This is a genomic window from Rhizobium beringeri, from assembly GCF_004306515.1.
Classification (GTDB): Bacteria; Pseudomonadota; Alphaproteobacteria; order Rhizobiales; family Rhizobiaceae; genus Rhizobium; species Rhizobium beringeri.
Genome location: NZ_SILG01000001.1, coordinates 786816 through 799372 on the forward strand (window position 1 = coordinate 786816; position 12557 = coordinate 799372).

Sequence of the window (12557 nt, forward strand, 5' to 3'; positions counted from 1 at the left end):
TAGAAGCAGGTCGCGCAAAACCGCTGCACACTTTTGCGCGACATGCTTCAGTAGGGCGAGACGCACGCCCGTCGCGGACCGTTGTAGGGCTGGAACGTGTCGTCGTAAGCCCTGTAAGACCGGTAGCGCGCATAGCACCAGCTCGTATGTCCGTTGCCGCCATTATAGGCCTGGCGGTAATAGCGCGGACGGTAAAGGGTCGACCCGTAGTAGCGCGGAGCACCGTAATAGGCCGATCCGTAATAGCCCTGGCCGTAGTAGCCCCGATTGTAGTAGCCCTGACCGTAGTAGCCTTGACCGTAGTAGCCTTGGCCGTAATACGGCTGCGCCAGCATTCCGCCGATGATTGCGCCGGCCGCGAGCCCGCCGAGTCCCCAAGCCCAATTGTCGTTGTGGTATCCACCCCCGTGGTAGCCTCGATAGCCGCCTCGATAGCCGCCTCGGTATCCACCTCGGTATCCACCGCGGTAGCCGCCGCCGTGATGTCTGTACTGGACCGGCTGCGCCTGTGCGCCTTCGATCTTCGGCACGGCAATGGTGGGAAACGCCATGGCCGGCGGGACGCTCGTCAGCGCCGTCACCAGCGACAGGGCAACGATTGCTAACCTTTTCATTGCTCATCTTTCCTTCTGCTGCACCGCGCGTCGCATACGGCGCGCAAGGACGTTTCAGCCCTCTAGGTAAACTGATCGATTTTACTCTAAAATCGACTTTGATTCGAGGAATTATGCAGGAAAGCTTTTCTTCGACGGCGGGCTCCCGGCGAAAGCACGCCCCCACGCTCGCGTAAACTCCACTAAGCGGCGAACATTTGCCCACTACAGATCCAATCCAACGATTGGTGCGGAACCGCACAGGAACTTTTCCGCTTATCTATCGTTAGGCCAGAAGGATCGCACAGGTGCCCCTTTGTGACGGGGCCGTACGCCAATTCTTCGTTCCTGTGCGATCCGTCCTTTCCAGAACTGCCCCGTTTCGGCGGGGCTCCTTTTTGATCCTCGGCGAGCAATGACGGGAACCTAACCGGTCCCTTTTTTGTTATATCAGCAGGAAAGCACAGGTGTTCCTCCTGTGCGATCCATGGACTTGCCCCGTTTCGGCGGGGCTTTTTTTGGATCGACCGCCGCGGAAGCAAATGCAATACCAGTCAGTTGATCTTGAACCAGTGCCTCAACGCTGCAACGGCAAGAGCGCGCGCCTGCACGAGACGCCGGCAAAGCGCGGTCATCACCTGCCGATATAGGCGGCCAGTTCGTCAGCCGTCCCATTGGGGAAGGCCTGTTTTAGAAAGTCCAGGAACGCCGATACGCGCGCGCTGAGCAGCCGCCGCGATGGGTAGAGCGTCCAGAGAGCGATTTCGGGGCCGTCGATATCGCCCCAATTGACCAGAGTGCCGTCAGCCAGGTCGTGGCTCACCAGCGAAATGGGAAGACGTCCTGCACCGACGCCGGCGCGCACCGCGTCCCGGATCGTGATGAGCGTCGCCAGGGTGAGCACCGGTTCGATCTTGATCGTCGCCCGGCCGCCGGCTGTCTTCACGTGCCATGTTCGCGCTTCGCCTACCCCGCGCGCAACGCCGGGAGCGGCCTGTCCACCGGTCGGGCGGGGAAGATCGGGGCTTGCGACCACCACCAGCCGGTCGCGGAGAAACGCCCGCCCGACCAGGCTTTCGTCGGGATCTGGATTGACCCGGATGACGAGATCGTAGCCTTCCTCGATCATATCGACGGGCCGGTCCTCACTCGTCACCTCAAGCCTCACCTCCGGATATTTGAGGGCAAAGCCCGCAGCGATCCTGCCCATGGCGGTCTGGGAAAAATGCAAGGGTGCGCTGATCCGCAATCTGCCCTTGGGTTTTTGACCGCCGGAGGCAATCGCCGCAGCCGTCTCGTCCAGTTCGGCGAGCAATGCCCCGGTTCGCTCGAAGAGCGCCCGTCCTTCTTCGGTGAGCTTCAGATTGCGCGCACCGCGCTCAAACAGCCGCAGAGCGAGGCTGCTTTCCAATTCGGCGACACGCCGCGACAGGGTTGCTTTCGGCCGGCCTGTCGCCCGTGCCGCTTTGCCGAAACCACCGTGGCGGGCGACGAGATTGAAATCGGCAAGCGCGAGAAGGTCCATGAGTGTTCCACCAGCGAGACGGTGCGTCTAAAATTGCTGTCTATCGGACTGCCAGTGAACCACACATATTCGACGTGTCAAGCAACTCAACACGGAGAAACACCATGACCATTCTCGTTACCGGCGCCACAGGCAATGTTGGCCGCCAAGTCGTCGAACACCTCGTCAAGCGCGGCGCCGATGTCCGTGCTCTTGTCCGCGACCCGTCGAAAGCCGAATTCCCGGCTGGCGTCAGCGTCGTGCAGGGCGACTTCCTCGACGTCGACTCCCTGCGCAACGCCATGTCGGGCGTGTCGACCCTGTTCCTGCTCAATGCCGTGGTGCCGGACGAATTCACCCAGGCTCTGATTGCGCTGAACGTCGCCCGATCGGCCGGCATCGAGCGGATCGTCTATCTCTCGGTGATCCACGCCGATGTCTATGTGAACGTGCCGCATTTCGCCGGCAAGTTCGGGGTCGAGCGGATGATCGAGCAGATGGACTTCAAGGCGACGATCCTGCGCCCGGCCTACTTCATCCAGAACGATCTGACGGTCAAAGACGTCATCACCGGCTACGGCGCCTACCCGATGCCGATCGGGCCCAAGGGTCTCGCCATGATCGACGTCCGTGATATCGCCGAGATCGCCGCCCTTGAGCTGCTGCGCCGCGAACAGGCTGCAGAGCCGCTGGCGCTCGAGCGGATCAACCTCGTCGGTCCGGAGACACTGACCGGAACCGATATCGCTGCCATCTGGTCAGACGTGCTCGCCCGCCCGATCCACTACGGCGGCGACAATACCGAGGGCTTTGAGCAAAATCTCAAGCAGTTCATGCCTGCCTGGATGGCCTACGACATGCGCCTGATGGGCGAGCGCTTCCTGACCGACGGCATGCTGCCTGAGGCGGGCGACGTCGAGCGCCTGACGGCCCTGCTCGGACGCCCGCTGCGCCCCTATCGCGCCTTCGCCTCCGAAACTGTTGCTTCCGCCTGACGCAAGCAACAGATCTCAAAAGGACGATCACCATGATTTATTCCACAGCCACCGTTCCGGTGAACCCGGAAGGCGAAACCCCTTTGACGCGCGCTGAGGCCTGGCAAGGTCTCGAACGCAAGGCACGCGACGCCCGGCTCTTTCTTCCCGCCGGTCTCTGCACCCGTTGCGATGTCGTGGAGGAAAGCCCGACCCACTTCGTGCGCGAGGCGACGATTGCCGGGCAGGCTCTGCGTGAGATCATCACCCTGGAACGGCAAAGCAAGGTCACCTTCTTTCAGGCGGCAGGGCCACGCGAGGGAGCGATCATCAACGAGCTCTTCGAGGATGAAGAAGGTGCCTTGCAACTGCGCTTCTACTGCTATCTCGGCCTGCGCGGCAAACAGCCGAACGGCCCGGAAGAGCGGGCCGAGCAGGCACAATTCGATGGCGAAACGGGCTACAAGGCCGCCCTGCTATCGACACTGAAGCGGACCCGCGAACTGCTGGCAGAGGGAAAGCTCTAAACATCAAAAGAAACAAACAACAGGGCGGCCTCTTAACGAGGCGCCCTGCCTTGCGGGGGGCACAAGTGACAAGGTGTCGAATACCGGACAGAGCCCGAGGCCGACGCTCGCGAAGGCGCGAAAACCGGTTCAGGGAGGATTATCGCGAGTTTCCAGACGGCGATCGCAGAAGGTTCATCCAGGCCCGCGACACTTTCTCCGCGCCTGTGCCCCCGATATGGCAATCGTCGTAGCGGTCATCTGCATCGAGTAACGCGTCAGAATTTACGCCCTCTCGGATACCATGGCCGCTTTTTGACAGGGCCAGTTGCGCCCGTACTATCGCATTGTCTGGAATATGCTCCTTGAAGCCGCCGTTGCTCGGTTCGAGGCATTTCGATGCGATCGAAATGTAAACGGGTGCTTCGACGCCGTGCTGACGCAACGTGTCAACCATCGACATGAAATGTTCCTGATAGGTCTCCACAGTGGTGCCGATAACGAGGTCCTTCTCTCCTTGCACCCAGAGGACGCCCGTTAACCGGTAACCGGAATCCTGAAGCTGTTTCATTGTATCGACCAGCACAGGATTGAGGTCACCGCCTGTCGCCCATCGTGCCACCTCAGATCCGGAATATGCGAGAGGTGCGAGGATGACGCTGTCATTTTGTCCGGACGCGATCAAATTGTTCCCAAGAAGCGTCCAGTACTCTCCCTTGGTATCGGTCGATCCAAGAAGTGGCGACGCCGCGATGAAGCACCGTTTGTCAAAGACGTTTACAACGCGCGCGTCATAATTTGACCTGTACCGTTGTCCACCGTCGTTGGCCGCGTTCGATTGGCCAAGAATTAGTAAGACAGCAGTTCGGTCAGTCTGAATCGGGCAGGTCACAGGCGTTTTTGATTCATCCCCGATGAGTCTTTCCTTGTCGTCGAAAGTATAACGACTTGGAGCCGCCGCCTTCTCTCCGCCAGCCATTTTCCTCAGCGCGGAAAGTTGTGGCCAAGGAAAGATCTCGTGTCTCGCGCTCATGCCGCCGAGAAAGTACATGGCGATCAAGGCGGCCAGGCCGACTGCCATTGTTTTGCGCATGTCGTTAACCTACAAACATCATCCGATGACAAGGAGCCTATTGGACCGATCAAGGCTGTGCGCCAGCCATGAAGGTTCCTTTACACCAGCCACATCTGCTTGCTTCGGGCATGATCTTTAAAAAGAGAGTTCGTCGCGAAGATCGAGCCCCAATCGACGACTATCTCGCGTGGACCCGCCGGAAACCTGCTTTAAACTATAAACCGGACCAGTGATTGCAATCATCCGGTTGGGTTAGAGATCGTGCCTGCTATGCAGCATGCAGTTCCATGGAGAACGCTCCCGATGCTCGTCCCCAATAGGGCGGGTCCAGATAAAGCAGCGGGCCGGGCCGATCGTACGCGCGAAAAATCGCCGCCGGGGCAGGTCTCCGGCGGACCCGCGAACTGCCGGCAGAGGGAAAGTCTGAGTATCGCCACAACATAAATAACAGAGCGGCTGGTCCTGGGTTTATCCCCGACCAGCCGCTCTGTGTCAGATACTGGAGACCCTGAAGGGAAGCGTTCGAAACGCTTCCGCGGGGTGGGGCCATGGCGCCGGATGTCCACCGGCGCCCTTGGCTTTATCACAAGGAATGTTGATCAAGCGGCCTTTGCCGCCGTCACGGCGGCCAGCAGAATGCCGGCGGTCTCCACCGATGAACCGGGGTTCTGCCCGGTGATCAGCAGGCCGTCCTGGACAGCATAGGACGACCAGTCATCGCCGCTGGAATAGATGCCGCCGTTCTCCTTCAACATGTCCTCGACGAGGAACGGCACCACCTGGGTCAGGCCGACGCCGTCTTCCTCGGAGTTCTTGAAGCCGGTGACTTGTCTGCCCTGAACCAGCGGCGTACCGTCGGCAGTCTTGACGTGGCTCAGCACACCCGGTGCGTGGCAGACAAAGGCGACGGGCTTGCCGGCCTGATAGAGCGATTGGATGAGGGCGATAGAGTTCTTGTCTTCCGCCAGATCCCAAAGCGGGCCATGGCCGCCCGGATAAAACACGGCGTCGTAATCGTCGTGGGAGACCGAGGCGAGCGTTACGGTCGAGGCGAGCACGGCCTGGCCATCCGGGTCGGCATGGAAGCGACGGGTCTGGTCGGTCTGGAAGCTCGGTTCGTCGCTCTTCGGGTCGAGAGGCGGCTGTCCGCCCTTGGGCGATGCGACGGTGATATCGGCGCCGGCTTCGAGGAAGGCATAATAGGGGGCGGCGAACTCTTCGAGCCAGAAGCCGGTCTTCCGGCCGGTGTCGCCCAGTTGGTCGTGCGAGGTGAGAACCATGAGGATTTTCATCTGGAGATCCTTTCGAGACAGATGTGATCGGTTGCTTTCGATGAGGGGATCATGCCTCGGCCATTCTCATTCCTGAAATTTATTTCTTTGATTTCAGATATGCGTTCGGCAATATATCTGGATGAAGTATGACCTCAACCTTCTCCCTGTCTTCCTGGCGCTCATGGAAGAGCGCAATGTCACGCGCGCAGCCGAACAACTGGGCATGACGCAGCCAGCCGTCTCCAACGCCTTGAACCGCCTTCGCGAGACGCTGCGCGATCCGCTGTTCATCCGCGAGCGCTACGGCATGAAGCCGACTGAAATGGCGCAGGCACTTGCTCCAGTGATCCGCGGGGCCTTGGCGAGCCTCGATGACGTCATTCTCGGTCAGCAGGCGTTCGATCCGGCGCGAGCGACACGGCAGTTCACCATCGCCCCGAACAGCTACGTCGAGTTTGTCCTGATGCCGGTGATCGTGGCGCGGCTGCGTGAATGCGCTCCCGGGATCAGGCTGCGCCTGACGCCATTCGGCAATGATCTGGCCGAGACCGGCGCGATATCCGGGGCGACCGAAATGGTGCTCGGCAGGATCGTCGAGCCGCCGGATAACATGGTCGTGCAGCATCTCATGGATGATGGATTGGCCTGCGTCGTGCGCAGAGATCATCCCGAGATCGCCGAAAGCATCTCCGAGGAACAGTATCAGCGGATGCGGCATGTGAACGTGCTTCCGCCCGGCCGGATGCGCGTCGGCCTGTTCCAGATGCTGCAGCAGGCCGGTCTCAGGCGCGACGTCTCGGTCTCCGTCACCCATTTTCTGGCGGTGCCGGAAATGGTGGCCGTCACCGACTACTGTGCCACACTGCCCCGGCTGATCTGCCATCGCCTTGCCCGCGACCCGCGTCTCAAAGTCCTGCCCGCACCGGTCGATCTCGGCAGCTTTCCGGTCGAGCTGGCATGGCATGTACGTTATCGAAACGATCCCGCTCATCGGTGGCTGAGGTCATTGATCGCCGAACTTGCAAAGGAAATCTCCGACGCTGCGGTGGCAGAAGCGATGGCTGGAAATTGAGAGCGCGAGTTCGAACCTCGGCGAGGCCTTCATGGGCGAAATCGCGGGGCAAAAGTCGCTGTTGATGGGCGCCCAGTCATGTCAGGATACGTCGCTGTTCGAGCGACATCGTCTACATGCCGAAGGGCGAGAGCATGACGATCCGCTCGCATGAGGATGGCGCGCTCACCGCCTATGTCACCTATCCTCATTGGCGTCTGGCGCATGCTTGAAGCGACGGTGCATTGCTGATTACCGGTCGCGGCCGAACCTCAGGGCATCGGCGGCATCTTTTCGAAGTTCGCCATGTCCGGGTCGAGCCGGTCCCTGGCATTGCCTCCCACTACGACCGGCAAACCGCTCCCGTCCGTGAAGGGATTTAGGGCCGGTTTCCTTTCAGCGCTTCCACAAAACTGATGACGTCACCGACCATTCTGTCGTTCAAGATATCGTTGTGACCGGCACCGTCATAGATCAACATCCGCTTGGGCTCGGGTGCGATGCGGTACAACGCCTGCCCTGAAGAAAGCGGGATGCTATCATCAAGCCGGCCGTGGAGGAACAACTTCGGTTGTCTTACTTTGCCTATGTTGAGGTCCGAGCGAAAGGGATCCTTGAGAAGAACCTCGACCGGGAGGAACGGATAATGCGTCTGCGCAACCGACAGTACCGACAGGTACGGAGACACAAGAATGACGCCCGCGGCCGGCCTCTTCGCGGCGGTATTCACGGCGACGCCAGTGCCAAGTGACCGGCCCAGCACAATGATCTCGCTTCCGCCGTGTGCCGAAAGCCAGTCGAACGCCGCGATCCCGTCTGTCAGCAGGCCTTGCTCGCTGGGTGAGCCGGTCGATCCGGGATAGCCGCGATAGGAAATCGCCAGCAATCCAATCCTCCGCGCGGTCAGCGCCTGGGCGAGAAACGCGTAATTGTCGAGGCGGTCACCGTTTCCGAAAAAGAGGAGCACGCAGGGCCTGTCGCTGTCGCCCTGGCTGTACAGTCCCTGAAGCATCTCTCCGTCGGGCGTCTTGATGTGGACCGTCTCGCCCCAACTCGCGTGCTCCGGAGCAGGTGTGGCGCTGGCTCCGGGGTAAAGCAGGGCTCGCTGAGACAGATAGATCAGACCCACGAGCGCCACGTAGGCGACGACCGCCATCAGCGGCAAGATCAGCAAGTACCGTGTAGCGCTCACGACAGACTGTACCCACCGGTTTGGCAATGACCAGAACGCTTTGCGGCAACCGCGGCCCGTTGCGGCGTGGTGTGCTCAGCGCAGCGGCAATATAGGCACAAAGCGTTCCTATGGAGAAGAGGCTCGAGAAACGACGATCGTGCTCGACGAAACCTCGGCGTTCCTGCCTGCAAAAGGGTCCTTCGCCCGTGCCCTCTTAGGCCGGGAAAGGGTTTCGCCACGCATCCAGTTCTTCAAGCCGTCCGTACCACGTTTGGATATGCCGAAATTCGGCGACTGGAATCCCGGCGGCGGTTGCAAAAGGAAGTGCAGCGGCCAATGCGAAGTCTGCCACAGTCAGTGTCTTCCCGACGGCGACGCTGTTGTTGGCCAAATGATCGTCGAGCACGCGAGCATGGACTCGAAAACTCGTCTTCGCATCTTCGATCACGGCGACGTCAGGCTCCCCGCCGAACAACGGCTTGATCAAGGTTTCAAACCACAGCGTTGCCCCGTGCCGGGTGAAGTGACTGGCATCCCAACTCAACCAGCGCAGCACGTCGATCTGCCGGTGGTCATGCGGCCAGAAATCCGAGGCAACACTGTCAGATAGCCTGCACATGATGGCGTTCGCTTCCCATAAAGTTCCGGCATCATCCTGCAGCACCGGGACTTTCCCGTTCGGGTTAAGCGCCAGGAATTTTGCGGTGCGCTGTTCTCCGCTTGCCAGGTCAACCCTGACGAACTCGACGTCGGCTTTGAGAAAACGAGCGGCGGCGCAGGCCTTCCGGGGATTGAGCGTCTCGCAATAATAGAGCTTCATCGCCGCCTTAGACATGATTTGGCCCTTCGGATTCAGTCCCGAGAAAGACGCTCAATCGCTCGAGACTTTGGGACCAGCCGGCTTCATGACCCTCAAGTGACGATGCGCTATCAAATCCACTCTGCCGAAAAGTCATTTCCGTACCCCCGTCGCTTTCCCTGAACGTGATGGTGACGACTGTTTCCGGGCTATTTTCGCCGGTTGCGAGTTCCCAGGCATGTGTGAAGACAAGCCTGTGCGGCGGCTCGACCTCCAGATATTTTCCGCCGACCCAATGCTCTTCTCCATCTGGCGCGATCAGACAGGCGCGGTGCCTGCCGCCGGGCCAGGCTTCAAGTCGGTCGCCCACCGCCTTGAAACCGTGAGGACCGCACCACTGTGCTAACGCTTTCGGGTCGGTCCATGCCCTGAAAACCAGATCGCATGGGGCATCAAACCTTCGTACAAGAACCAGGTCGCGGGTGTTGTCGGTGTCGGTCTCTGGATTAGTCATTTTCGTATCCTTGTACCTTGGACAGATAGTCATCGAGACGATCAAAGCTTTGATCCCAGAAGCGTCTGTAATCGGCGATCCAATCAGCAATTGTCTTCAACGCAGCCGGCTCGAGGACGCGGGGACGCGAATTCGCTTCACGGCCGGAGCGGATCAATCCGGCCTGTTCCAGGACCTTGAGATGCTTTGATATGGCAGGCTGAGACAACTCGAAGGGATCAGCGAGCTCGGCCACCGTCGCCTTGCCGTTCGCAAGCCGCCCAAGAATTGCTCGCCTTGTGGGATCGGCGAGTGCGGAGAAAATCGCATCGAGCTTGTCGTCCATATATCACCATCTAGCTATATAACCGTATGGATATATTCTACGCAGCGTAATGTCAACGGTTTTGCATGGGCGAAATCACGGGACAAAAATCGGTGTTGATGGCTCCCGATCATGTCGGGATACGCCGCTGTTCCTGCTGCAGACGCCACCCCGCGCTCCGTCCTCCTCGGGCTTGACCCGAGGATCCACTCTGGCCGCCTCGATCAGCAGCGGGCATGGATCCCAGGCTCAGGGCCTGGGATGAAGGAGGGTGGGGGCGGGTTTGCGATAACCAAAGCGGTATAGGGTGAGGCTTGAGGCTGATTACCGCGACAATCAGGTGGCGCCAGGAACCACATGATAGTGCTTCGCCCACGCCTGTCGGTGAAAGCGGCCGATCGTGCTCAAGATGAGATCGCGGCAAGAGCAATCAAGGTGACAAAGACGCTGAGCGGCGCAAGGTGCGCATGGTCGCGGTGGCGCAGAACAGTGAAAACCGCAGCCGCGATGATGACCGCCGCAAGCGCCACGCCGACAATGCGGCTGACGGGAAGCGCAATCAGGGCGGCGCTCAATATCTCCAGTCCGCCCGTCACGATACCCCACCAGCGCGGATAGCCCCACCGGGCGAAATCGCTTCGCGTCCCCGACGTGCTGATGGCGTTGACGAGGCCTGCGCCGGAGAAGGCGACAACCAGGAACCAGATTGAAAGAAGGTGAACCATTTCAGTCAGCCCAGATCATCATGGGGATGGCAACCAGGACCATGATCACCGCCGTCAGGCCGTGAACGCCGAAGGCGCTTTTGGTCGAGCCTTTCGCTGCAAGAATGAGCAGCATGTCGCCTGCGGGGATCATCGCTTCGATCAAAAGCACGATGCCGACCTCGCGTTCTGCGCCCCACACCAGGAACGCCAGCACGAGCAATCCCGCGACGATATCGCGAATCCCCTTGAGGCGAAGCCACCAAGCGACGTTTGGGCCATCTTCGGGAAGCGGCAGGCCGAAACTGCGCATCATGGTCGTTGGGCTGGCAATATAGCCGGTGCCGATTGCGATAATAGCGAGGGCTAGCAGCAAGCCGGCTCCGTTCGCAAACCAAAGCATGAGGTGATCCTTCTATCGTGGATACAAAAACTAGCACTGCTAGGTAAAATGCATTAGCATTGCTAGTTAGTCAAGCGTTGGTATAATCTTTGACGTGCTGAGCCTGCAGGGCATGGAGATTGAGCAATGGGGATCGCAGAGCGAAAAAGTCGGGAAAGGGCCGGGCGCGAAGAGCGCATTGTCGCGGCAGCACGTGCCGTCGCGGAGAGCGAAGGATGGGATGCCGTGACGATCCGCCGCCTGGCCAAGGAAATCGAATACAGCCAGCCAATCCTCTATTCGCATTTCGCCAACAGGGACGCCATCGTTGCCGCGGTTGCAGTCGAGGGCTTCAAGGAGCTCGCAACCGTTCTTGGGGAAGCGGCAGGCGCGGCGAACGGGAAACGAGAGTCCCTCATGGACGTCGCCATGGCCTATTTTGCCTTCGCACTCAGTCGCCCGGCACTCTACGAGGCCATGTTTATCCTGCCGACCCAACTGCAGTTCGCCGAGGCTGAAACGAGATCGGAACTTCGGGCCGGTTTCGACGCCATTGCAGCCGCCGTGTCTCCGTTCTGTGCCGATGTGGAGATCGTGACCGAGACCTTCTGGGCAGCCCTTCATGGGCTTGCCGAGCTCGAACGTTCAGGCCGCATCAGGCCCGGCATGCGGGACAAACGCATCGCGCTTGTTGTTCAGGCGATCGTGGATGCGGGGAGCAACGCGCCTATGCGGGGCTGATGACATTCAGTCGGTTGGCGCATCGGCTACCGGATGTGGACCGCGCATCTTCAACGGAGAGCCGTCGCCGAACATGTCCGGATACGTCGCTGTCCTTGCTCCAAACGCCACCCCACGCTCCGTCTTCCTCGGGCTTGACCCGAGGATCCACACTGGCCTCCATCAACAGCCGGCATGGATCCCAGGCTCACGCCCGCTTCCGCCGCATCTGCGTGACGCTCCGCCAGACGGCCGAGACCAGGAAATAGAAGGCGCCGAGGCCGGCATATCCGGCGATGTTGGCAATGGAGGGCGGTTCCGGCATTTGCGCCTGGGCGATGAAGAACGCGCCTGCCACCGCGGATTGGCCGCCGCTGAGGATCATCGCCCACTGGCCGCCATTGGTCTTCCAACGCCGGACAGCGGTTCCAAGCTGCAGCAGGCCGGAAAAGATCGCCCACAGGCCAAAGACGCCGAGAACCCAGTTCATGCTCATGGTCAGGGCGACGATCACCGCAGCGGTCGTCACCGCGCTGACGGCGACGTTGATTGCCTGGCTGCGGTTGTTTGCCAGGCCGCCACTGCGCCCTGCGTCGACCAGGTTGGCGGCGGCATCCCAGGCCGGGTAGAGGATCAGCAAGGCGGCCGCGACGGCAAGCGACTGCTGGCCGGCCGTCAAGGCGGTTGCGACCCAGATGGCGGAAAAGGCTGCGCGGGTGAAGTAGTAGCGCGTCAGCCACTGTTCCCTGTCGTCAGACGCGGCGGTGGTTGAATAATCGGTCATCAAGATCTCTTTCCTGAATGTGATGGTGTTGGTCTGATAGGGGCGGTCACCGTCATCTGCGGTGTCGTCCGTCATCGAGAGTGGGTTTCCTGGGCTTGCCGGAACTGCCCGAGCATTGCCGGGCGGCTGTCGAGACGGTGTTCTCCGTCGTTCGGGTCCATCGGCTGCCGGTCAGGCGGCATTCCCTGGTAAATCGCCG

General features: G+C 60.3%; 15 protein-coding genes. 4 read left to right on the top strand and 11 right to left on the bottom strand.

All coding sequences use genetic code 11. The features are described from left to right. Positions 1-47 precede the first annotated feature (47 nt). Positions 48-614: a BA14K family protein gene (locus ELH03_RS04070; protein WP_130658526.1), complete on the bottom strand. Its 567-nt coding sequence runs from the start codon at positions 612-614 to the stop codon at positions 48-50. 613 nt (positions 615-1227) lie between these two features. After that, positions 1228-2118: a LysR family transcriptional regulator gene (locus ELH03_RS04075; protein ID WP_130766066.1), complete on the bottom strand. Its 891-nt coding sequence runs from the start codon at positions 2116-2118 to the stop codon at positions 1228-1230. Between the two features lie 104 nt (positions 2119-2222). Between ELH03_RS04075 and ELH03_RS04080 the strand changes: the two genes are divergently transcribed. Further along, positions 2223-3092 (top strand): SDR family oxidoreductase, encoded by an 870-nt coding sequence (locus tag ELH03_RS04080; protein ID WP_130766067.1) that lies wholly within the window; start codon positions 2223-2225, stop codon positions 3090-3092. A 32-nt stretch (positions 3093-3124) separates the two neighbouring features. Next, positions 3125-3598, top strand: coding sequence for an AtaL-like protein (locus ELH03_RS04085; protein WP_130766068.1), 474 nt, complete (start codon positions 3125-3127; stop codon positions 3596-3598). 139 nt (positions 3599-3737) lie between these two features. Here ELH03_RS04085 and ELH03_RS04090 read toward each other — a convergent pair whose 3' ends face one another. Both ELH03_RS04090 and ELH03_RS04095 read right to left on the bottom strand, forming a co-directional pair. Further along, complete coding sequence (locus ELH03_RS04090) at positions 3738-4670, bottom strand: sialate O-acetylesterase (protein WP_130766069.1); 933 nt, start codon at positions 4668-4670, stop codon at positions 3738-3740. Between the two features lie 581 nt (positions 4671-5251). Continuing rightward, positions 5252-5944, bottom strand: a complete 693-nt coding sequence (locus ELH03_RS04095) for a type 1 glutamine amidotransferase domain-containing protein (RefSeq protein ID WP_130766070.1) — start codon at positions 5942-5944, stop codon at positions 5252-5254. Between the two features lie 121 nt (positions 5945-6065). On the opposite strand from ELH03_RS04095, the gene ELH03_RS04100 reads away from it, so the two are divergent. Then, positions 6066-6998 (top strand): LysR family transcriptional regulator, encoded by a 933-nt coding sequence (locus ELH03_RS04100; protein WP_130766071.1) that lies wholly within the window; start codon positions 6066-6068, stop codon positions 6996-6998. A gap of 358 nt (positions 6999-7356) precedes the next feature. On the opposite strand, the gene ELH03_RS04110 is transcribed toward ELH03_RS04100, so the two are convergent. From ELH03_RS04110 to ELH03_RS04135, 6 genes are all read right to left on the bottom strand, one after another. Then, a complete protein-coding gene (locus ELH03_RS04110) occupies positions 7357-8169 on the bottom strand; it encodes an alpha/beta hydrolase (protein WP_128403217.1) in 813 nt (270 codons plus the stop codon). A gap of 196 nt (positions 8170-8365) precedes the next feature. Further along, a complete protein-coding gene (locus tag ELH03_RS04115; protein WP_197727707.1) occupies positions 8366-8986 on the bottom strand; it encodes a glutathione S-transferase family protein in 621 nt (206 codons plus the stop codon). Then, positions 8979-9464, bottom strand: coding sequence for an SRPBCC family protein (locus ELH03_RS04120; protein WP_130658530.1), 486 nt, complete (start codon positions 9462-9464; stop codon positions 8979-8981). The genes ELH03_RS04115 and ELH03_RS04120 overlap by 8 nt, the downstream gene beginning before the upstream one ends. Next, the gene (locus tag ELH03_RS04125) at positions 9457-9789 is read right to left on the bottom strand and encodes an ArsR/SmtB family transcription factor (protein WP_018241069.1); all 333 of its coding nucleotides are present in this window, start codon (positions 9787-9789) and stop codon (positions 9457-9459) included. The genes ELH03_RS04120 and ELH03_RS04125 overlap by 8 nt, the downstream gene beginning before the upstream one ends. Before the next feature lie 383 nt (positions 9790-10172). Next, positions 10173-10493, bottom strand: a complete 321-nt coding sequence (locus ELH03_RS04130) for a DoxX family protein (protein WP_130658531.1) — start codon at positions 10491-10493, stop codon at positions 10173-10175. 1 nt (position 10494) lies between these two features. Further along, positions 10495-10875 (bottom strand): DUF4267 domain-containing protein, encoded by a 381-nt coding sequence (locus ELH03_RS04135; protein WP_130658532.1) that lies wholly within the window; start codon positions 10873-10875, stop codon positions 10495-10497. 126 nt (positions 10876-11001) lie between these two features. Here ELH03_RS04135 and ELH03_RS04140 point away from each other — a divergent pair, with 126 nt between their 5' ends. Then, the gene (locus tag ELH03_RS04140; protein ID WP_130658533.1) at positions 11002-11595 is read left to right on the top strand and encodes a TetR/AcrR family transcriptional regulator; all 594 of its coding nucleotides are present in this window, start codon (positions 11002-11004) and stop codon (positions 11593-11595) included. Positions 11596-11782: 187 nt separating this feature from the next. Here ELH03_RS04140 and ELH03_RS04145 read toward each other — a convergent pair whose 3' ends face one another. Then, positions 11783-12358, bottom strand: coding sequence for a DUF308 domain-containing protein (locus ELH03_RS04145; RefSeq protein WP_130659553.1), 576 nt, complete (start codon positions 12356-12358; stop codon positions 11783-11785). Positions 12359-12557: the final 199 nt, after the last annotated feature.

Excerpts from the sequence above, each read along its gene's own strand:
- ELH03_RS04070 (WP_130658526.1), bottom strand. The coding sequence starts at position 614 with ATGAAAAGGTTAGCAATCGTTGCCCTGTCGCTGGTGACGGCGCTGACG.
- ELH03_RS04075 (WP_130766066.1), bottom strand. The coding sequence starts at position 2,118 with ATGGACCTTCTCGCGCTTGCCGATTTCAATCTCGTCGCCCGCCACGGT.
- ELH03_RS04080 (WP_130766067.1), top strand. The coding sequence starts at position 2,223 with ATGACCATTCTCGTTACCGGCGCCACAGGCAATGTTGGCCGCCAAGTC.
- ELH03_RS04085 (WP_130766068.1), top strand. The coding sequence starts at position 3,125 with ATGATTTATTCCACAGCCACCGTTCCGGTGAACCCGGAAGGCGAAACC.
- ELH03_RS04090 (WP_130766069.1), bottom strand. The coding sequence starts at position 4,670 with ATGCGCAAAACAATGGCAGTCGGCCTGGCCGCCTTGATCGCCATGTAC.
- ELH03_RS04095 (WP_130766070.1), bottom strand. The coding sequence starts at position 5,944 with ATGAAAATCCTCATGGTTCTCACCTCGCACGACCAACTGGGCGACACC.
- ELH03_RS04100 (WP_130766071.1), top strand. The coding sequence starts at position 6,066 with ATGAAGTATGACCTCAACCTTCTCCCTGTCTTCCTGGCGCTCATGGAA.
- ELH03_RS04115 (WP_197727707.1), bottom strand. The coding sequence starts at position 8,986 with ATGTCTAAGGCGGCGATGAAGCTCTATTATTGCGAGACGCTCAATCCC.
- ELH03_RS04120 (WP_130658530.1), bottom strand. The coding sequence starts at position 9,464 with ATGACTAATCCAGAGACCGACACCGACAACACCCGCGACCTGGTTCTT.
- ELH03_RS04125 (WP_018241069.1), bottom strand. The coding sequence starts at position 9,789 with ATGGACGACAAGCTCGATGCGATTTTCTCCGCACTCGCCGATCCCACA.
- ELH03_RS04130 (WP_130658531.1), bottom strand. The coding sequence starts at position 10,493 with ATGGTTCACCTTCTTTCAATCTGGTTCCTGGTTGTCGCCTTCTCCGGC.
- ELH03_RS04135 (WP_130658532.1), bottom strand. The coding sequence starts at position 10,875 with ATGCTTTGGTTTGCGAACGGAGCCGGCTTGCTGCTAGCCCTCGCTATT.
- ELH03_RS04140 (WP_130658533.1), top strand. The coding sequence starts at position 11,002 with ATGGGGATCGCAGAGCGAAAAAGTCGGGAAAGGGCCGGGCGCGAAGAG.
- ELH03_RS04145 (WP_130659553.1), bottom strand. The coding sequence starts at position 12,358 with ATGACCGATTATTCAACCACCGCCGCGTCTGACGACAGGGAACAGTGG.